Raw genomic sequence first — 19551 nt, forward strand, 5'->3', positions numbered from 1 at the left:
TGCTCAGCCGGCGGGAATGAGCTCGATCCGGACGATCCGGTCGTCTCCCGGGCGGGGGTCGGTGCCGCCCCAGGTCGCCCGGTCGGTGTTGGAGGTCACGATCCACAGCGCCCCGTCCGGGGCGACCTCGACCGTGCGGATGCGACCGTACTCGCCTCTGTAGTGCTCGATGGGCTCGCCGGCCGGCGAGGCTCCGTCCACGGGCAGCTGCCACAGCCGCTGCCCGCCGAGCGCCCCCATCCAGAGCGAGCCGTGCGCGTAGGCGATACCGGACGGGGAGGCGTCGTCGGGGTGGATCGTGAAGATCGGCGCCTCGCCGGTGTCGCCGGCGACGCCCTCGGTCTCGGGCCACCCGTAGTCGCGCCCGGGCCGCAGCACGTTGACCTCGTCCCAGGTGCGGTGGCCGAGCTCGGAGGCGTACATGGTGCCGTCGGGGCCGGAGGTGATGCCCTGGACGTTGCGGTGCCCCGAGGAGTAGATCGCGGTGCCGGACGGGTTGCCGTCGGGGATCGATCCGTCGAGCCCGATGCGGAGGATCTTGCCGTTCAGGGACTCGTCGTCGGCGGCGTTCTCCGGGAGGAACGCGTCGCCGGTGCCGATCCACAGATGGCCGTCCGGGTCGATGTAGAGGCGTCCGCCGTGGTGGCGGTCCGCCGTCTGGATGCCGTCGATCAGGACGCGGCCCGGCCGCAGCGACCTGAAGTCCTCGCCGATCTCCAGGGCGACGACCCGGTTGGTCGGGGTTCCGGATACGTACGCGAAGATCGTCCGGTCTTCCGGGAAATCAGGGGAGACCGCCAGGCCGAGCAGGCCGCCCTCCGAGCTCGTCTCGACGCCGGGCACCTCGCCGACCACCTGGGCGTCCCCGCCCTCGGCCGGGACGTGCCGGATCCGTCCCGTCAGCCGTTCGGAGATCAGCGCGGATCCGTCCGGGAGGAACGCCAGGCCCCACGGCGCGTTCAGCCCGGTGACCAGCTCGGTCCGCTCGCCCAGCCGGGCGACCGCGGCGCCGCCGGTGGGCGTGGTCGCCTGCGCCGGGGCGGTGCCGCCGGTGGGCGCGGCCGTCTCCGCGGGGGCCGGGGAGCAGGCGGCCAGCGCGAGTACGGCGGCGACTAACGTGATCTTGGTTCTCAGGTCCATGACTCCTCCACGAGAGTGTTATCGCCGATAGCGTCGCACAGTTTCCGGTGATATGGAACACTGGTAACAGCTTCTCGTTATCGATGATTCCTGGAGGAGTCGTGGCCGGACGGATCAGGGGACGATGGAGTCGACGTAACCGCCGTCGACCCGCACCGCCGCGCCCGTCGTCGCCGAGGCCAGCGGCGAGGCCAGATAGACCACGAGGTTCGCGATCTCCTCGGGCTCGATCAGCCGCTGGAGCAGCGAGAGCGGCCGGTGCTCGCGCATGAACTCCCGCTGCGCCTCCTCCCACGGCTTCGACCGGTCCACGAGCTGGTAGACGAACTCCTCGACCCCGCCCGTGCGGGTCGGGCCCGCGATGACCGAGTTCACGGTGACGCCGCTGCCCGCCGCGTGCTTGGCGAACCCGCGCGAGACCGCCAGCAGCGCGGTCTTGCTCGTGCCGTAATGGATCATCTCCTCGGGGATCACGATCGCCGAGTCGCTGGCGATGTTGAGCACCCGGCCCCAGCCGCGCTCGATCATCCCCGGCAGGTAGTGGCGGATCAGCCGCACCCCGGCCAGGACGTTGACCTCCCAGTACCGCCGCCACTCCGCGTCGGTGATCTCCAGAGCCGGGGTCGCGCCGAAGATGCCCAGGTTGTTGACCAGAATGTCCACCGCGGGCGCGACCTCGGTGACGGCGGCCGCCCCCTCGTCGGTAGCCAGATCACCCGGCACCCCGAAGAACCGCCCGCCCCCGGCCTCCGCCGCCAACGCCCCCACAGCGCTCTCGACAGCCTCCGGACGCCGCCCGTTCACCCCGACCCGGGCCCCCGCCTCGGCGAGCCGGCGCGCGATGGCCGCCCCGATCCCCTGAGTCGAGCCCGTCACCAGCGCGGTCCTGCCGCTCAGATCAAGCGTGATCACGCAGCCCACGCTATACCCGCCACCCCCGCCCACCCCGGACCTGACCAGCCACGTCACCCCGCGCCGTCCCTGCTCGGTCTCCGCCCACCCGGGACTTGGCCGGCCGCGTCACCCCCCGCGGAGCCGGGGAGCCGCCCCCTTCCTGCTCGGTCGCCGCGGGCGGTGACATGACGAAAGGTTAGATTGGGCCAGTCTGGCGGAAGCCGCGCACCCCGGCTTGCTCGCTCGGTCCTCAACCCCCTGGGAGAACCCCTGTACAACCTCATGCCCGCCCTGGCCCGCCTGCGCTCCGCACCTCCCGGATCGGTCCGCCGTTCGCAGTGGCGCATCCTGGTCAGCGCCACGGCCGCCGTCGCGCTGACCGCCCCCGGGCAGACCGTCGGCCTGTCGGTCTTCGTCGACCCCCTGATCAACGACCTGCACCTGACCCGCACCCAGATCAGCACCGCCTACCTGATCGGCACCCTCACGGGCGCGGCCGCCCTCCCGTGGGTCGGCCGGGCGCTGGACCGGTGGGGTGTGCGGCGGCTGGCGATCGTCATCGCGGCCGGTTTCGGCGCGGTGCTGGTCGGCCTGTCGTGGGTGACGGACCTGGTCGGCCTGACTTTCGGGTACGTCGCCGTACGGCTGGCCGGGCAGGGGGCGCTGACCCTGGTGGCCACCACGGCCGTGGCGCTCTGGTTCGACCGCCGCCGGGGCACCGCCTCCGGGATCAGCACGGCGGTCGGCGGCATGGGCATCTCGCTGACGCCCGTGCTCACCGAGCATCTGATCGCCGAGTTCGGCTGGCGGGCCGCCTGGACGGCGCAGGGCGTGGCGATCTGGGTGGTGCTGCTGCCGATCGCCGTCTTCGGGCTGCGCGGCAGCCCGCCCGTCCGGCACCGGCCCGGAGCGCCGGGGGACGGTTCGCGCGCCGGGGTCGGATGGGCGCTGCGCACCCCGCTGTTCTGGGTGATCACGGCGGGGGCCGGGGCGACCGGGATGCTCGCCACCGCGCTCGGGTTCCACCAGATCTCCCTGCTGGGCGAGCAGGGCCTGAGCGCGACCGAGGCGGCGGTCAACTTCCTGCCGCAGACGGTGGCGGGGCTGGCGGCCTCACTGGTGATCGGCCCGCTGTGCGACCGGTTCTCCGCCCGGCCGATGATCGCCGCGTGCATGCTGATGCTCGCGGCGGCGATGCTGTGGACGCCGCAGGCCGCCCCGGGCTGGCGCGCGCTGGTGTTCGCGCTGCTGCTCGGCGCGGCGGCCAGTGCGATCCGTACGGTCGAGGTCGCGGTCATCCCGCGCCATTTCGGCACCGGCCGGCTGGGCGCCCTGCGCGGGATCGTGCACTTCGTCACCGTCGCCTCCAGCGCGTTCGGGCCGATCGTGCTCGCCCTCGGATACGCGGCGAGCGGCTCGTACACGCCGGTCGTGCTGGCTCTGGCGGCGGTGCCCGCGACGATCGCGATCGCCGCACTCGTCGTCCCGCTGCCCCGGCAAGACAGCACTCCTTCTTAGTACTCTTCCGTAAGGGTAGGGTTTGCCAGTCCCAGCAGGACGTGGAGGAGACGATCGGAGCGACGCGATGAGGGACGTCGTCGGCGAGGCCACGCAGCGGCGGACGTTCGCCGTCATCAGCCACCCCGACGCGGGCAAGTCCACCATGACGGAGGCGCTCGCTCTGCACGCGTCGGCGATCCAGCAAGCGGGGGCGGTGCACGGCAAGGCCGGTCGGCGCGGCGTCACCTCCGACTGGATGGCGATCGAGCGGGCCCGCGGCATCTCCATCACCTCCGCCGCGCTGCGCTTCGACTACCGGGGCCACGTGTTCAACCTCGTCGACACGCCCGGCCACGCCGATTTCTCCGAGGACACCTACCGGGTGCTGGCCGCGGTCGACTGCGCGGTCATGCTCATCGACGCGGCCAAGGGCATGGAACCGCAGACGATGAAGCTGTTCGAGGTCTGCCGTCACCGCCGCATCCCGGTCATCACCTTCGTCAACAAATGGGACCGCCCCGGCCGCGACGCGCTGGAGCTGCTGGACGAGATCGAGGAGCGCACCGGCCTGCGCCCCACCCCGATCACCTGGCCGATCGGCATCCCGGGCGAGTTCCGCGGGGTGATCGACCGGCTGTCCGGGCGGGCCATCCGCTACGAGCGCACTCCCGGCGGCGCCACCAGGGCGCTGGAGACCGAGCTCACCGCGGAGCAGGCCCAGGCCGAGCTGGGCGCCGCGTGGCAGCAGGCGAGCGAGGAGGCCGCGCTGCTGTCGGCCATCGGCGCCGACCACGACCAGAAGGCGTTCGAGGCGCACGAGTCCACGCCGGTGCTGTTCGGCGCGGCGCTGCCCAACTTCGGGGTGGCGCGGCTGCTGGACGCGCTGGCGGAGCTGGCACCGCCGCCGGCGCCGCGCCCGGACGAGGACGGCGCGGTCCGGGCGCTGGACGCCCCGTTCTCCGGGCTGGTGTTCAAGGTGCAGGCCAACATGGACCGCGCGCACCGCGACCGGATCGCGTTCGTCCGGGTCTGCTCCGGCCGGTTCGAGCGGGGCATGGTGCTCACCCACGCCGCCACCGGGCGGCCGTTCGCCACCAAGTACGCCCAGAGCGTGTTCGGCCAGGACCGCACCACCCTCGACGAGGCCTACCCGGGTGACGTGGTCGGCCTGGTCAACGCCACCGCCCTGCGGCCCGGTGACACCCTGTACGAGCGGTCGCCGGTGACGTTCCCGACGATCCCCAGCTTCGCCCCCGAGCATTTCGCGGTCGCCCGGGTGCGCGACTCCGGCAAGTCCAAGCAGTTCCGGCGCGGCATCGATCAGCTCGACGCCGAGGGCGTCATCCAGGTGCTCCGCTCCGACCGGCGCGGCGACCAGGCGCCGGTGCTGGCGGCGGTCGGGCCGATGCAGTTCGAGGTGGTGCAGCACCGCATGCTCGCCGAGTTCGGCGCCGAGATCAGCCTCGACCGGCTGGACTACACGCTGGCCCGCCGCACCGACGCCGCCTCCGCGCCCGCACTCGACCGCGAGCGCGGCTGCGAGGTCCTGACCCGCAGCCATGACGGGGCGCTGCTCGCGGTGTTCACCGACCGCTGGCGGATGCGCTCGGTCAAGGCCGACCAGCCCGGCCTCACCCTGGAACCGCTGATCGCCGACACCACGGAAGAGCTCCGGTGACCCCACGCGCCTTCCTCCCCGGGCTGCACCGGATGAAGGGTGACGGCTGAGCCGCGCCCAGTGGCCGCACATCCCCACCGAGCAGAGGACGCTCCGCGCTCGGTGCGTGTGGGTCAGGCGAGGGGGCGTGGGGGCGGGAGGCGGAGGCGGTCGACCGCGTCGCGGCGGGTCTTCTCGGGGCGGCGGTCGTAGCGGGCCGTGGTGGCCGGGGACGAGTGGCCGACCAGGGCCTGCGCCGTCGCCAGGTCCACGCCCGCGTCCAGGAGCTCGCCGATGAAGGTGCGGCGGAAGTCGTGCGCGGTACGGGGGGAGGCCCCTGCCGAGGTGAGCCGCCGCTCCAGGATGACGGCGATGCCCTGCCCGGTCAGCGGCACCGGACGCCCGTCGCGGCAGCGCAGCCGCCCCGCCTTGCTGATCGGGCTGAACAACGCGCCCGGCGCGCGCCCCCGTACCGCCAGCCAGCGCTCCACCAGCCCGAGCGCGTCCGGCGTGAGGTACACCAGGCGTTCCTTGTCGCGCTTGCCGCGCACCCGCAGCGACCGCGCGCCCGGGTCGTAGTCGTCCAGCGCCAGCCCGCAGACCTCGGCCCGCCGGCAGCCGGTCGAGTAGAGCACCGCGATCAGCGCCGCGTCGCGCTTCCCGGCAGGGGAGTCGTCGCAGGCCGACAGCGCCGCGCCCACCACCTCCGGCGGCACGTGCTGGCCCACCGGCAGCCTGCTCTGCCTGACCGGCGCCAGGTCGGAGGCCCGCGCGTAGTCCTCCGCGCCGGTCTGGCCGAGCCGCCACGCCTCCTTCAGCACCCGCCGCAGCGCCACCAGGTGCTTGTTGACGTACGCGGCCGACCAGCCCCGCTCGATCAGCATCGTGCGGATCCGCACCGTGTGCTCGTACCGCAGCAGGTGCCACGGCTGGCCGGCCCCGGTCGCCCGCTCGTCGCCGGTGAGCAGCCGCGCCAGCCGGTCGAGGCAGCCGCGCATCGTCCGCCGCGACTCGGCGCTGGTCAGCGAGTCGAGATAGACGTGGTACGGGTCGCGGGCGGGCTCGACGCCGGGCGCGGCCGCCCCGGGCACGGCGGGCAGGCTCATGCGCCCGATCTTAGAAGACCAGGGCCTCCAGCAGCCGGTCCACGTCGGAGCGGTCGTTGTAGTGCACCAGTCCCGCCCGCACCGCGCTGCCGGTGTCGCGGATGCCGAGCGCCGCGGTCAGCTCCCAGGCGTAGTTGTGGCCGTTCCACACGTTCACCCGGGCGGCGGCCAGCCGCTCGGCCACCTCGCGCGGCGTCTTCCCCGCGACCGTGAAGTAGGCGGTGGCGGTGCGCCGCGCGGGCTTGCCGTACAGGGTGACCTTGGGCATCGACTCCAGGCCCGCCAGCAGGTGGCCGAAGAGCTCCAGCTCGTGCGCCTCCGCGGCCGCCATCGAGGCCAGCAGCCGTTCGCGCCGCGTCCCCGTGCCGGGCACCATCGCGGCCAGATGGTCCACGGCCGCCGTCACGCCCGCCAGGTCGGCGAAGGCGGCCGTGCCCCATTCGAACCGTTCCGGCACCGTGTCGGCCGAGGAGGCGAGCTTGTCCGGCCGTACCGTCTCCAGCAGCGCCGGGTCGGCGACCACCGCGCCGATGTGCGGCCCCGACCACTTGTAGGCGCTGGTGGCGTAGAAGTCGGCGCCCAGCGCCTTCATGTCCACCGGCCCGTGCGGGGTCGCGTGCACGCCGTCGACGTACGTGAGCGCGCCCGCCTCGTGCGCCAGCGCGCAGATGGCGGCCACGTCGGGGCGGGTGCCCAGCACGTTGCTCGCCGCCGTCACCGCCACCAGCCGGGTCCGCGGCCCGATCAGGTCCGCGTACTGCTCCACCGGCAGCTCCCCGGTCACCGGGTCCACCTCGGCCCAGCGCACGGTCGCCCCGGTCTGCACCCAGGGCCGCACGTTCGCGTCGTGGTCCAGCCGCGACAGCACCACCTCGTCGCCCGGCCCCCACTGCTTGGCCAGCGCCTGGGCCAGCCGGTAGGTGAGCGTCGTCATGTTCGGCCCCAGGATGACCCCGTCCGGGTGGCCGCCGACCAGGTCGGCGACGGCCGCCCGGCAGCCCGCCACGATCTCGTCGGAGCGGCGGCTGGCCGGGAAGGCGCCGCCCACGTTGCCGATGCCCTGCCGGTAGGCGCCGGCGATGGCGTCGATGACCGCCTGGGGCACCTGCGTGCCCGCGGCGCCGTCCAGATAGGCGTACCCGTCGGCCAGCGCCGGGTAGGCGGCGCGCACCGAAGCGAGAGGAAATGCCATCAGAAACCTCCGAGGAGACCCCGCCCGGGGGCGGGAAAGAACCGGACCTCTGCCAGCAGACTAGGGACAGACGGCCCAGAAGGCACCGTCCGGGGTCATCCCGGACGGATCGTCGAGGTCGGCGGCACCCCCGCTTGCTCCCGGCAGGACAGAAATGGTTGGGTCTGGGCAGAGGTGACGCATGCCCCAGCTATCCGCACTGGACGCGCAGTTTCTCCATTTCGAGACCGCGACCAACGTGGCCAACATCGCCGGCCTGGCCATCCTGGACGGCGATCTCAGCCGTGCCGACCTGCAGGACATGCTGCGGGCGCGGCTCCCGTACGTGCCCGCGCTGCGGCGCAAGCTGGCCCCGGTGCCGCTCGGCCTGGACCACCCGTACTGGGAGCAGGAGGACGACCTCGACCTCGACTATCACGTACGCGAGATCGGCCTGCCGCCTGGCGGCGACGACCGGCAGCTCGCCGAGCAGGTGTCGAGGCTGCACGCGCGCCGCCTGGACCGGTCGCGGCCGCTGTGGGAGATCTACCTGATCCACGGGCTGGCCGGCGGCCGCACCGGCCTCTACACCAAGATCCACCATGCGGCGGTGGACGGCATCGGCGGCGCCGACGTGCTGGCCGCGCTGCTCGACCTGGCGCCCGAGCCCGCGCCGCCGCCCCCGCACGCGCCCGAACGCGACGAGCCGCCGCCCGGGGCCGCCGAGATGCTGCTGCGCGGCCTGACCAGGCTGGCGCTCAACCCGGCGCACGCGGTGCGGTTCGTGGCGCAGGCGGTGCCGCACCTGGACGAGATCCCGGTGCTGTCGTCGCTGCCCGGCAGCCGCGCGCTGTCCGGGCTGGCCCGCAAGGCGGCCGGTGCGGGGCAGGCGCCGGAGCTGCCGGCGGCGCCCGCGCCCTGGACGCCGTTCAGCGGCCCGGTCTCCCAGCACCGGCGGTTCGCGTTCGTGTCGCTGCCGCTGGGCGAGATCAAGACGGTGCGCAAGCGGTTCGAGGTGACCGTCAACGACGTGGTCATGGCGGTCTGCGCGGGGGCGCTGCGCCGCTGGATGGACGCGCACGGCGGGCCGCCCGACCGGCCGCTGGTGGCCGGGGTGCCGTTCTCGCTCCGTGACACCGGCGACGAGGAGGCGGGCAACCAGGTCACGCTGGTGCCCGCGCCGCTGGCCGCGCACCTGGCCGACCCGGTGGAGCGGCTGCGGGACGTCCACGACGCGATGGGCCGGATCAAGGACCGGTTCGCGCTGGCGCCGGCCCGCTGGCTGCGCGAGTTCAGCGAGGCGATGCCGGCCGCCCTCATGGGGCTGGCCTCCCGGTCGGCGTTCGGGCTGCTCGGCCAGACGGCGCCGCCCATCAACGTGATGGTCTCGAACGTGCCCGGCCCGCAGTTCCCGCTGTACGTGTCGGGCGCGCGGCTGCTCACCTACTATCCGGTCTCGGTGATCACCGACATGAGCGGCGGGGTCAACATCACCGCCTTCTCCTACGACGGCTCGGTCGACTTCGGCGTCGTCACCGACCGGGAGATGGTGCCGGACGCCTGGGAGCTCGCCGAATACCTGCGCGACTCGCTCGACGAACTCCTGGACGCCTGAGCCTCAGCTCAGATAGTCGCGCAGCGCCATCGCGCGGGACGGGTGGCGCAGCTTCGACATGGTCTTCGCCTCGATCTGGCGGATCCGCTCGCGCGTCACCCCGTAGACCCGGCCGATCTCGTCGAGGGTCATCGGACTGCCGTTGATCAGCCCGTACCGCATCGAGATCACGCCCGCCTCCCGCTCCGACAACTGGTCGAGCAGCGCGCGGAGCTGGTGCTGGAGCAGCGTGAAGGAGACCGCGTCGGCGGGGGAGACCGCCTCGGTGTCCTCGATCAGGTCGCCGAACTCGCTGTCGCCGTCGTCGCCCAGCGGCGTGTCGAGGGAGATCGGCTCGCGGCCGTAGCTCTGCACCTCCACCACCCGCGCCGGGGTCAGGTCGGTCTCGGCGGCGATCTCCTCGGGCAGCGGGTCGCGGCCCAGCTCGCTCTGCAGGCGGCGCTGCGCCCGCGCGACCTTGTTTATGAGCTCGACCATGTGGACCGGGATGCGGATCGTGCGCGCCTGGTCGGCCATCGCGCGGGTGATCGCCTGCTTGATCCACCAGGTGGCGTAGGTGGAGAACTTGTAGCCCAGCCGGTAGTCGAACTTCTCGATCGTCCTTATGAGGCCGAGGTTGCCCTCCTGGATGAGGTCGAGGAAGAGCATGCCGCGGCCGGTGTAGCGCTTGGCGATGGACACCACCAGCCGCAGATTGGCCTCCAGCATGCGCCGCTTGGCGCGCTCACCGTCGAGGGCGATCCACTCGAGGTCGGCGCGGAGCTCGTCGTCGAGGTCGGGCTCGGTGTTGAGCCGCTCCCTGGCGAACAGCCCCGCCTCGATCCGCTTGGCCAGCTCGATCTCCTGCTCCGCGGTGAGCAGGGGGACCCGTCCGATCTCCTTCAGATACGTCTTGACGGAGTCGGCGCCGACGCCTGGGCTGTCGGCGGTGCTGTCGTCAAGTTCGATGACCTGTGCGGCTTGGCTCACGGCACTCTCCTCGCTCTGCGGGTGGACGGATCGGCGGCTGCGGCGGCGTTCGGGCATCGACCCCCTGCTGGCAGAGGAGGAACTCTTCCCTTTCAAGCTACCCAACGCGGCCTGATGCTTGTGACAGCGGTCACCCGGGCGGGAACGACACCCAGGCGGCGGTGGCGTCGTCGTGGAGCTTTCCGCGCGGCACGCCCCTGGCCAGCTCCTGCTCGCGCACCTCGGCCAGCAGCCGCTCCGGCTCGGCGGCCCCGGCCACCAGGCTCTCCCAGGCTCGCCCGTACCACTCGGCCAGCCGCGTCACGCCGTCGGTGAACAGCGCCGCCCCGCGCAGCTCCCGCACCGGCACCGCGCCGCTCAGCGCCTCCCGCGCCGCCCGCGGGCAGGCGCTGGCGACCCAGAACCCGCCCGGCCGGTTGCGCATCGCGTTCACCAGCTCCAGCGAGTACGGACGACCGCCCGGCAGCTGGTCGAGCCGGTCGTCGCGGACGACCGTCACCCGGCCGTCGCGCCGCCACAGGGCCACCGGCGAGTCGCACAGCACCAGGTAGTCGAGCAGGTCACCGCGGCGGCGGGCGAGCGCCACCGTCGCCGACGGCGAGCCGGGGGCGGCCAGGTCGCAGGAGCCGCCGTGGGCCGCCATCGTGGCGGTGATCGCCGCCTCCAGCGCTTCCGGCAGCGGGGCGCCGCCCTCCAGGCCCGGGACGAGCGCGGCGGCGAGCGTGCGCACCAGCCACGGCACCCCGTGATCGCAGCCCGCGTCCACCCCCGGCGCCGGGGTCGCCCCGTCGAGCAGCACCACCCAGGAGGGCCCGGCGAGCACGTAGTCCTCGTTCGCCCGGCCAGGGGCGGCGGCGCTCGCGAAACTGACGCGCAGCATCGAACTCCTCGGGTTTCACCATCGGACCGGCGGGCAACGGCCAGGAAAAGCCATGCGGGAATCAAGATTTCCGTGTCACGCGATCACAAACTCCCGGGCCCGTTCTAGGTTCTGAGCACCAGGCCCTCGTCCGCACATCCCATTGGTGGTGCCTCTTGTGACACGCCCCCGTTCGAGCCTCGTCCACCAGGCACGGTATGCGCTCAAGAACCCGCGCAAGATCATGCCGCACCTGCGGCGGCTGTCCCGCGACACCTGGTTGCGGCTGCGCACCCGCGACCACGTCGCCTACTACCGCGCCGTCATGAAGGACGACACCGCGCGCAGCCCCGAGGGCGCCGTCGGGTCGCACTCCCACCGGCGCTGGCTGGCCCTGGGCCAGCTGCAGTTCGACTACCTGATCGAGCACGGGCTCAAGCCGGAGTTCCGGATGCTGGAGATCGGCTGCGGCAACCTGCGGGCCGGCCGGCTGTTCATCGACTACCTGCACAGCGGCAACTACTACGGCCTCGACATCTCGCCGGACATCCTGATGTCCGCCCAGGACACCGTGGTCACGCATGGCCTGCGCGACAAGCTGCCGCACCTCACGCCGGTCCGCGACCTGCGCTTCGCCTTCCTGCCGGACGAGCACTTCGACGTCGTGCACGCCCACAGCGTCTTCTCCCACTCGCCGATCGAGGTCATCGACGAGTGCTTCGCGCACGTGGGGCGGGTCATGAAGCCGCAGGCCTGGTTCGACTTCACCTTCGACAGGACGGTGGGCAAGGAGCACCACGTGCTGCGGGAGGACTTCTACTACCGCACGGAGACGCTGGTCGCGCTGGCCGCCCGGCACGGGCTGGACGCCGTCTTCATGGACGACTGGGAGCAGCTCCCGCACAAGCAGTCGAAGATCCGCATCACCCGCAGGTCCTGAAATATCGGGATGCGTCTGGTGCGGGGAGATCCCTAGAGTGCCCGGGTGAGAGACATCCGGGCGCTTCCCAAGGCCCACCTGCACGTCCACCTCGAAAGCACCGTACGGCCCGAGACCATCCGCGACCTCGGCGGCACACCCCCCGGAGACACGCCGTTCCGGAGCTTCCGCGACTTCGCCGACCAGCGGGCGCGGGTGCGCGGCCTGCTGCGCACCCCTGAGCACTTCCGGCGCGTCGCGGCCGAGTTCTGCGAGGACGAGGCCGCTCAGGGCACCCGCTACGCCGAGGTGACGTTCACCGCGGCCTCTCACGGCGAGCGGCTGGGCGCGCCGGAGATGCCGCTGGAGGCGGTGCTCGACGGGCTGGCCGAGGGCAAGAAGCACGGTCTCGAATGCCGCGTGCTGCTCGACCACTCCCGCCGCCGCCCGGCCGCGCGCATGTGGCGCACCTACGACCTCGCGGTGCGGTACGAGGAGGTCGCCGGCATCGGGCTGGCCGGCGACGAGAGCCACCCGCTGGCCCCGTTCGCCGAGGTCTGCGACGCGGCCCGGGACGCGGGACTCCGCCTGGTGCACCACGCGGGCGAGTTCGGCGGTCCGGACAGCGTCCGCGAGGCGCTCACGCTGGGCCACGCCGAACGCCTCGGCCACGGCATCCGCGTGCTGGAGGACCCGGCGCTGACGCGCTACGTGCGCGAGCGGGACATCCCGCTGGAAGTGTGCCCGACGTCGAACGTCCTGCTCGGGCTGGTGCCGTCACTGGCGGAGCATCCGCTGCCCCTGCTGCGCGAGGCGGGGCTGACGGTGACGCTCAACACCGACGGGGAGACGTCGCTGGCGGACGAGTACGCCCGCGTGCGCGACACGTTCGGCTGGCCGGACGCCGACCTCGCCGAACTGGCCAGGGCCGGGGTCCGGGCGTCCTTCGCCCGCCCGGAGCTCAAGACGGAGCTGCTCGCGGGCATCGACGCGTGGCTGGACGGGGGGACGGGGTTGTAAACGATCACGCGGCAGAGGCACCCCGTCGAGATGCTGCCAGCCCTGCCGCAGGCTCTCATATCCGTTGGGCCGCACCGGGCCCTGCCCGGCCGGCGGCACTCGCTCGCCGGCGAACTGAGGGCGGCTCTCCGCCCTGGGAAGGCGCGCACTCACCGGACGCGAGCGCGCGGGCCGATCGGCCGCCGGGAGCCGGCGGCACGGCGTTTCCGGAATCCGGCATCCGGGCAGACGGATTAAGGCACGGCGGTGCGCCCGGCGGTACCCGGGTTCGGGGACCGGCCGGCGCGAACACGACCGGGCCGCGGGACGGGTCTGAGACGGCGACTCGCCATGCATGGTGGAACTCCTCGCACGAGTCTTTACTCAGGCCTACCGCCTGGCCAGTAGGGACAAGCCCAACTTGTCACCAAGTTTCGGGCTGGGCATGCGGTCCCACGCCCACAGTCCCGGTGCACAGGCGCGTTTCCCCTCTACAACGTAGCCGACCCGCGCCACCTGCCGCTCCACGCCGTGAGAACTTCGCCATCCGGTCGCCAGTGTCCGACCCGATGGTCGCGGCGCGTGGAATGAGACCCCTGTCCCTGAAACGGTGAGATCATGCCCCGGCGACTACCAGTTCACCCGGGAACCCATGACGGCTACCTGATCCGACCCCGAATCCCTATCCTGGCGTTCGGTTTCGAATCTCGGTCACACAGGATGAACGGAAGCCCAGCCGGTGATCATAGGCAACCACGGCAACGGTCCTCACCTCCACGCCGCGAACTCAACCCCTTTCGACTTGTGGGGACACAACAACTGGTGCAACCAAGAGGTCGCTGGGGAGAGCCACTACCTTCCCGCATTAGAGAGATTGCTGCGCATGGGTGCCAAGGGACTCGACGAGTTCGAGACGACCGCACTCCTGGTCCCCGAACCGGCCAACCGGCACGACCCGTACGCGGTGGTGGTGCTGGTCCAGCACGAGACCGTCGGATATCTCCCACGAAATGACGCGGTCAGGTATCAGGCCTTGCTCCGTCACCTGACTACCTCCGGGTTCGTCGCCCGCGTGCCCTGTCGCATCCGGGGCGGGCAGTTCACTGATCACGACTACGACCGGAACGGGAACCTCGCACCGATCGAACGGTTCAGCGCGAGAGTCACCGTCGCCCTCGGCGAGCCGCACCTTTGTCTGCCGATGAACACCCCGCCGCAAGAACTCCATGTCGTACTACCGCACGGCGGGGCAATCCAAGTGAGCGGCGAAGAGCATCACCTCACCGAAATCAAACCGCTGCTGCAGGCAGAGGGCGAGAGTTACGCGTACGCGACGTTGCACGAGATGAGCGACTCCAGCGGGCGCACAGTGAAACAACTCGTCGAGGTACGGCTCGACGGGAAACGCGTCGGGCAACTGACGCCGAAGATGAGCGGCGAACTACTTCCGGCGATACGTCACCTCGACGCCATGGGGCATATGGCTGTCTCCAGAGCGAAGCTGAGAGGAAACCACCTCAAGGCGGAGGTCACGCTCTATTGCGCCCGCGCTCACGAACTGCCTCACGACTGGCCGGGCCCCCTCGGTCACGCTCGGCCCGACGTCCAGACGGAACCCGAGGCTCCCACCGTCGGTGACTCATCCTCCGAAAGTCCGGCCGCTACGGGGTTCCACGCACCCATTCCACCGAAACCCACGCGGATCAGATTCGTCGCACCACCGGGCTGGCCACCGGCTCCCGAAGGCTGGGAACCCCCGCCCGGCTGGCTACCCGATCCCACCTGGCCCAGGGCACCGGAAAACTGGAGCTTCTGGGTCGCCGAGTGACGTGTGATATCCCCGAATGATGGACCTGAGCCTGTCATGAAGGGGCCTCGGATCAGCACTGTGAACCTTCCGGACAAGAGCCGGACTTGTCACATCCCGGCGGTATCTTCTTGATCGTGCAGCAAATGGACGACGAAGAGGTCTACGACTCGGCCGAGCATGGCGGTCCCGAATACGACAGCCCGGGTACGTCGCTGGAGCCCGCCGACATGACGCGCGAGGAGTTCCTGGCCGCCGGCGGGGACGAGGACGATGCCGATTTCTACTACGGCGAGGACTGAGCCCTACGCGCCAGATGTCGGGCATGAGCCACACCGCTTGACGGTCACCGCTTCGTCGCGCGAGTCCGCAACGTCTCTGGTTGCTCGGCTCGCCGCCTGACTGCGCGCTGTCACTCGTACGCGAGGTCTGTTCCGGTGATCCGCGGCGCGGTACGGTCGAGCATGCGGACGTTTCTGACATGTGTCCTGACCGTCCTGCTGCTGGCCGCGGCCTGTGGTGACGGCGCGCCGGCCGATCCCGGGCTCCGCGCCGAGCTGCTGGACATGCTCCGGCAGGATCAGGAGATCCGGACTCCCGACGCCGACGAGGCCGAATGGGATCGGGTCGAGCGGGCCAACACCCAGCGGATGCACGCGATCCTCGACGAGCACGGCTGGCCCGGCTACGCGCTGGTGGGGGAGGACGGCGAGGACGCGGCCTGGGCGCTCGTCCAGCACGCCGACCGCGACCTCGACCTGCAGCGCCGGGCCCTGGGCCTGCTGCGCGAGGCGGTCGCCGAGGGTGACGCCTCCCCGGGCAACCTCGCCTATCTGGAGGATCGGGTAAGGGTCGCGGAGGGCAAGCCGCAGCGCTACGGCACCCAGTGGCAGGTGGACCGGGACGGCGAGTGGCAGCCACGCACCCCGATCGAGGACGAGGCGGGGGTGGACGCGCGCCGCGCCGAGGCCGGGCTGCAGCCGCTGGAGGAGTACCTGAAGGAGCTGAAGGCGATGGAGTAGGATTGACAATATTTTTTGTCGGTGGGATGTTGGGCGCATGGACGAAGTGACGGTGATCGAGGATCCTGCGGCCGCCGAGGCGTCGCTCGATCCGATGCGCTCCCGGCTCCTGGCAGAGCTGGTCGAACCCGGTTCGGCCACCTCGCTCGCCGCCAAGGTCGGCCTCGCCCGGCAGAAGGTCAACTACCACCTGCGCACCCTGGAGAAGCACGGCCTCGTCGAGCTGGTCGAGGAACGCAAGAAGGGCAACGTCACCGAGCGGGTGATGCGCGCCAGGGCCGCGTCCTTCGTGATCTCCCCGACGGCCCTCGCCGCCCTGCAGCCCGACCCCGGCCGCGCCCCCGACCGGCTCTCGGCCGCCTGGCTGCTGGCCCTCGCGGCCAAGACGGTGCGCGACGTCGGCTCGCTGATCACCGGCGCCCGCGCGGCCGGCAAGCGGGTCGCCACCTTCGCCGTCGACGGCGAGGTCCGCTTCGCCTCGGCCGCCGACCGGGCCGCGTTCGCCGAGGAGCTGGCAGACGCCGTCACCCGCCTGGTGAGCAAGTACCACGACGAGCAGGCCCCCGGCGGGCGCCCGCACCGGCTGGTCGTCGCCGTCCACCCCGCGGTCAAGGAGGAGAGCTGAGGTGGGTCACGAGTTCGAGCTTCCCCTGGAGGCCGAGGTCGGGGCGACCCCGGAGGAGGTGTGGGCGGCCATCTCCACCGGCCCCGGCATCGACTCGTGGTTCCTGGGCCGTACCGAGGTGGCCGGCGGCGTGGTGCGCACCGCCTTCGGCGGCGGCGAGATGCCGCCGTCCCGGGTGACCGCGGCCGAGGAGCCGCGCCGCTTCGCCCACGCGAGCGCCACCGGCGACGACGGGCGCTTCGTCGCGTACGAGTTCCTGGTCGAGGGCCGCGACCGGGGCAGCACCCTGGTGCGGATGGTCACCAGCGGCTTCCTGCCCGGCGACGACTGGGCGGAGGAGTACGAGGCCATGACCGGCGGCGCCGCACTGTTCTTCGCCACGCTCGTGGAGTACCTGACCCACTTCCCCGGCCGCCGCGCCACCCCGGTCACGGAGTTCGGCCCGCCGGTCACCGACTGGCCGCGCGCCTGGCAGACCCTGTACGCCGAGGTCGGGGACGCCGCGCCCGGCGGGAAGGTCCGGCTCGACCTGCCCGGCCTGCCCCCGATCGACGGCGTCGTCTACCACCGCGGCGACCAGACCCTGGGCATCCGCGCCGGGAACGCGCTCTACCGTTTCATGCAGGGCTTCCGCGGCCCGATGATCGCCTCCCACCACCTGTTCGGCGACCCCGCCGACCAGGGCCCGGCCTGGCGAGCCTGGCTGGACCGGCTCCACGGCTGACCCGGCTCACGGCGCGCCGAAAAGCGCGTCGCGCGCCATCGTCAGGGCCGTGGCCACCGCCCCCTTGACCACCGGGTCGCCCTCGACCTCCGTCGCCCGTACCTCGGTCGGCACCGGCGCCGGCGCCGCGAGCCCGCCGGCGACCCGGGACGCCAGCTCCGGGCCGCACTCACGCCCGGTGCTGCCTGCCAGCACGACCAGGCCGGGGTCCAGCACCGCGACCCCGGGGAACGCGGCCTGCACCGCCCGGCGGGCCAGCTCGTCGATGTCCACCCGGGCGACCTCCTCGCGGGTGAGCAGGTCGCAGATCGACCCGGCGGGGGAGCCGAGGAAGCCGATCTCGCCCGCACCGCCCGACGCCCCCTGCCGCGGGACGCCGCCGAGGACGATGGCCGACCCCGCCCCGTCGTCCAGCCACAGCATGATGAAGTCGTCCCGCCCGGCCGCCGCGCCCTCGCGGTGCTCGGCCAGCGCGGCCAGGTTCACCTCGTTCTCCAGCACGACCGAGGTGGCCAGCCTCTCGCGCAGGTCGCCCAGCAGGCCGGGCCGCCAGCCGGGCAGCATGCTCGCCTCCAGCATGTCGCCGGTGCGCGGGTCCACCACGCCCGGCACGCCGACGGCCACGGCGTCGAGGGCCGGGCCGGCCGCCGCCGCGGCGACCTGCCGCCGCACTTCGCCCTCCCGACCAAGGCCGTGTTCGTCATCGGTCTCGTCGGGGTGTGCGCGGCGATGGCGGAGCTGTCCACCATGCAGTGGGCCGCCATCTACACCATCGAGGTCACGGGGGCGAGCGAGGCCGTGGGCGCCGTGGCCTACGCCGTGTTCGCCGGTTTCATGGTGCTCACCAGGTTCGGCGGGGATCGGGTCATCGCCAGGTTCGGCCCGGTCCGTACGGTGCGGTGCGCCGCCGTCCTGGCCACCGTGGGCACGGTGCTGGTCGCGGCCGGGCGCGTCCCCGCCGTCACGGTCGCCGGGTTCGCGCTGTTCGGTGTGGGGATGGCCGTCGTCATCCGGCTGGTGTTCGCCGCGCTCACCGCCGCGATGGGCCTGCTGGCCGGGTCGCTGCGCCCCGCCTCGGCCTCGCACGGTGTGCCGGTCCCCGAGCTGCGAGAACTGTGACATCGAGTGTGAGGTGTGCCGGTCCCTGAGTTGCGAGAGATCGCGGCCTGGCGAGGTGTGCCGGTGTCCGGGCTGCGGGGGCGTGACGTCGTGGACTCGCGGGGCGTTGCGGGCTTACGAGGGGCGGGAGATCGCGGCTTCCAGGCCGTCGAGGATGACGGTGAGGCCCGTCTCGAATGCCTGGCTCGACTTGCGCTCCAGGTAGCGGATCGGTTCCTCGCCCGGCCGGGGTGGCTCGGCCTCGATGCGCGACAGCGCCGGGTAGCGGCCGGTGAAGCCGGGGGCGACCTCCGCCAGGATCGCCGACCTGGCGCGCCACCACTCCTCGTCCGGGACGCCCGTCTCCGCCCGGGCCTGCCGGGTCTCGGCCACGGTGGCGGCCGACCCGCGGACGAAGTCGGTCAGCAGCGCCACGGCGCCGCGCAGCGTCTCGGGCGGCAGGCCGGTCTCGTGCAGGATCGCGGCCAGCGACTCCAGGAGCGCGAACTCGTTCGGGCCGAGCACCGGGCGGGCCTGCGAGAGCCGCAGCGCCCAGGGGTGGCGCAGGTAGAAGGCGCGGACCTCGCGTGCCCACGAAGACACGGCCGCCCGCCAGCCGCCGGACAGGTCGTAGGAGGCGGGCAGCGCGGCCAGCGCCCGGTCGTACATGAGGTCGACCAGCTCGTCCTTGCCCGGCACGTACGTATAAAGCGCCATGCCGCTGCGGCCCAGCCGCTCGCCGACCCGCCGCATCGAGACCGCGGCCATCCCCTCGGCGTCGGCGATGGCGATGGCGGCGTCGACGATCTCGCCGACGCTCAGCCCGGGCTTGGGCCCGGGGCGCGGCCCGGCGGCGGGTTCGGCCCGCCACAGCAGCGCCATCGACCGGCGCGGATCACCCTGCCCGGCGTAGACGACCAATGTGCGGCTCCTCGCGATCTCCTCAGGCGTCGAGGATATCGACGGCGAGCGCCGGCACGGACGGGCCGTGCCGGCGCCGGTCATCGCCGGGAGCTCCGGTCAGTAGTCGTAGTCGTAGGTCTCGACGTCGTAGTCGTCGCCCTCGTCGTCCTGGTAGGTGTCGCCCTGGTAGTTGTCGGGGTTGTAGCCGTGGTAGTAGTGGCCGGGGACCGGCAGGTAGCGGTGGAAGTCCCAGATGCGCTTGCACACGTCGGCGCGCCGGGTGCCGATCTCGATGTCGTCGCCGTGGGTCCTGAGCCAGGAGCCGTCATAGCCCGCGTCGAACACGCAGTGCGGGAACGACGTGGCGGTCGCCGGGGCGGCCGTGGCGGTAGCGAAGGCAGCGGAGGCGAGCAGCAGGCCGCCGGCGGCGATGAGCTTAGCTTTCATGATCTCCCTCTGATCACGAAGTGTTATAGATCCGTTGCTCTATGTAGCCATCATCGCGATCTGGGAAACCCTCGCTAGACGCCAGAACTCCCCCAA

General features: G+C 72.2%; 20 protein-coding genes. 11 read left to right on the forward strand and 9 right to left on the reverse strand.

All coding sequences use genetic code 11. The annotated features are described in order from the left end of the window. Nucleotides 1–3: 3 nt before the first annotated feature. Nucleotides 4–1140 carry a PQQ-dependent sugar dehydrogenase gene (locus AB0J42_RS12655; protein ID WP_364292379.1) on the reverse strand — a complete coding sequence of 379 codons (1137 nt, stop codon included), beginning with the start codon at nt 1138–1140 and terminating at the stop codon, nt 4–6. A 114-nt stretch (nt 1141–1254) separates the two neighbouring features. Continuing rightward, nucleotides 1255–2049, reverse strand: a complete 795-nt coding sequence (locus AB0J42_RS12660) for an SDR family oxidoreductase (protein WP_364292589.1) — start codon at nt 2047–2049, stop codon at nt 1255–1257. 267 nt (nt 2050–2316) lie between these two features. Here AB0J42_RS12660 and AB0J42_RS12665 point away from each other — a divergent pair, with 267 nt between their 5' ends. Together AB0J42_RS12665 and AB0J42_RS12670 are read left to right on the forward strand one after the other, a co-directional pair. Continuing rightward, nucleotides 2317–3552 carry an MFS transporter gene (locus AB0J42_RS12665; protein WP_364292382.1) on the forward strand — a complete coding sequence of 412 codons (1236 nt, stop codon included), beginning with the start codon at nt 2317–2319 and terminating at the stop codon, nt 3550–3552. A gap of 67 nt (nt 3553–3619) precedes the next feature. Beyond that, nucleotides 3620–5212, forward strand: coding sequence for a peptide chain release factor 3 (locus AB0J42_RS12670; protein ID WP_364292385.1), 1593 nt, complete (start codon nt 3620–3622; stop codon nt 5210–5212). A 113-nt stretch (nt 5213–5325) separates the two neighbouring features. Here the strand turns inward: AB0J42_RS12670 and AB0J42_RS12675 are convergent, their stop codons facing one another. Next, nucleotides 5326–6297, reverse strand: coding sequence for a tyrosine-type recombinase/integrase (locus AB0J42_RS12675; RefSeq protein ID WP_364292388.1), 972 nt, complete (start codon nt 6295–6297; stop codon nt 5326–5328). 10 nt (nt 6298–6307) lie between these two features. After that, nucleotides 6308–7489: a cysteine desulfurase-like protein gene (locus tag AB0J42_RS12680; RefSeq protein ID WP_364292391.1), complete on the reverse strand. Its 1182-nt coding sequence runs from the start codon at nt 7487–7489 to the stop codon at nt 6308–6310. A 181-nt stretch (nt 7490–7670) separates the two neighbouring features. Between AB0J42_RS12680 and AB0J42_RS12685 the strand changes: the two genes are divergently transcribed. After that, a complete protein-coding gene (locus tag AB0J42_RS12685) occupies nt 7671–9083 on the forward strand; it encodes a wax ester/triacylglycerol synthase family O-acyltransferase (RefSeq protein ID WP_364292394.1) in 1413 nt (470 codons plus the stop codon). Between the two features lie 3 nt (nt 9084–9086). Here the strand turns inward: AB0J42_RS12685 and AB0J42_RS12690 are convergent, their stop codons facing one another. Together AB0J42_RS12690 and AB0J42_RS12695 are read right to left on the reverse strand one after the other, a co-directional pair. Further along, the gene (locus tag AB0J42_RS12690; RefSeq protein WP_364292397.1) at nt 9087–10109 is read right to left on the reverse strand and encodes an RNA polymerase sigma factor; all 1023 of its coding nucleotides are present in this window, start codon (nt 10107–10109) and stop codon (nt 9087–9089) included. A gap of 73 nt (nt 10110–10182) precedes the next feature. Then, nucleotides 10183–10932: a protein phosphatase 2C domain-containing protein gene (locus AB0J42_RS12695; RefSeq protein ID WP_364292400.1), complete on the reverse strand. Its 750-nt coding sequence runs from the start codon at nt 10930–10932 to the stop codon at nt 10183–10185. A 157-nt stretch (nt 10933–11089) separates the two neighbouring features. Between AB0J42_RS12695 and AB0J42_RS12700 the strand changes: the two genes are divergently transcribed. The 7 genes from AB0J42_RS12700 (at nt 11090) to AB0J42_RS12730 (ending at nt 17007) form a co-directional block, all read left to right on the forward strand. Beyond that, a complete protein-coding gene (locus AB0J42_RS12700; RefSeq protein WP_364292403.1) occupies nt 11090–11851 on the forward strand; it encodes a class I SAM-dependent methyltransferase in 762 nt (253 codons plus the stop codon). 45 nt (nt 11852–11896) lie between these two features. Next, nucleotides 11897–12850 (forward strand): adenosine deaminase, encoded by a 954-nt coding sequence (gene add / locus AB0J42_RS12705; RefSeq protein WP_364292406.1) that lies wholly within the window; start codon nt 11897–11899, stop codon nt 12848–12850. An 862-nt stretch (nt 12851–13712) separates the two neighbouring features. After that, nucleotides 13713–14657 carry a hypothetical protein gene (locus AB0J42_RS12710; RefSeq protein ID WP_364292409.1) on the forward strand — a complete coding sequence of 315 codons (945 nt, stop codon included), beginning with the start codon at nt 13713–13715 and terminating at the stop codon, nt 14655–14657. Nucleotides 14658–14782: 125 nt separating this feature from the next. After that, nucleotides 14783–14938 (forward strand): hypothetical protein, encoded by a 156-nt coding sequence (locus AB0J42_RS12715; protein ID WP_364292412.1) that lies wholly within the window; start codon nt 14783–14785, stop codon nt 14936–14938. A gap of 162 nt (nt 14939–15100) precedes the next feature. Beyond that, entirely contained in the window at nt 15101–15658 is a 558-nt protein-coding gene (locus AB0J42_RS12720; RefSeq protein ID WP_364292415.1) for a DUF6624 domain-containing protein, read from the forward strand. Nucleotides 15659–15695: 37 nt separating this feature from the next. Beyond that, nucleotides 15696–16283: a helix-turn-helix domain-containing protein gene (locus AB0J42_RS12725; protein WP_364292418.1), complete on the forward strand. Its 588-nt coding sequence runs from the start codon at nt 15696–15698 to the stop codon at nt 16281–16283. 1 nt (nt 16284) lies between these two features. Further along, a complete protein-coding gene (locus AB0J42_RS12730; RefSeq protein WP_364292421.1) occupies nt 16285–17007 on the forward strand; it encodes an SRPBCC domain-containing protein in 723 nt (240 codons plus the stop codon). A 6-nt stretch (nt 17008–17013) separates the two neighbouring features. Here the strand turns inward: AB0J42_RS12730 and AB0J42_RS12735 are convergent, their stop codons facing one another. Beyond that, the gene (locus AB0J42_RS12735) at nt 17014–17679 is read right to left on the reverse strand and encodes an ROK family protein (protein ID WP_364292424.1); all 666 of its coding nucleotides are present in this window, start codon (nt 17677–17679) and stop codon (nt 17014–17016) included. Between the two features lie 21 nt (nt 17680–17700). Between AB0J42_RS12735 and AB0J42_RS12740 the strand changes: the two genes are divergently transcribed. Continuing rightward, the gene (locus tag AB0J42_RS12740; protein WP_364292427.1) at nt 17701–18126 is read left to right on the forward strand and encodes a hypothetical protein; all 426 of its coding nucleotides are present in this window, start codon (nt 17701–17703) and stop codon (nt 18124–18126) included. 114 nt (nt 18127–18240) lie between these two features. Here AB0J42_RS12740 and AB0J42_RS12745 read toward each other — a convergent pair whose 3' ends face one another. Continuing rightward, entirely contained in the window at nt 18241–19026 is a 786-nt protein-coding gene (locus AB0J42_RS12745; RefSeq protein ID WP_364292430.1) for a TetR/AcrR family transcriptional regulator C-terminal domain-containing protein, read from the reverse strand. A gap of 99 nt (nt 19027–19125) precedes the next feature. Beyond that, nucleotides 19126–19455, reverse strand: a complete 330-nt coding sequence (locus tag AB0J42_RS12750; protein ID WP_364292433.1) for a hypothetical protein — start codon at nt 19453–19455, stop codon at nt 19126–19128. Between the last annotated feature and the right edge of the window lie 96 nt (nt 19456–19551).

Origin of the sequence: Nonomuraea sp. NPDC049649, assembly GCF_040675175.1 — a bacterium.
GTDB lineage: Bacteria > Actinomycetota > Actinomycetes > Streptosporangiales > Streptosporangiaceae > Nonomuraea.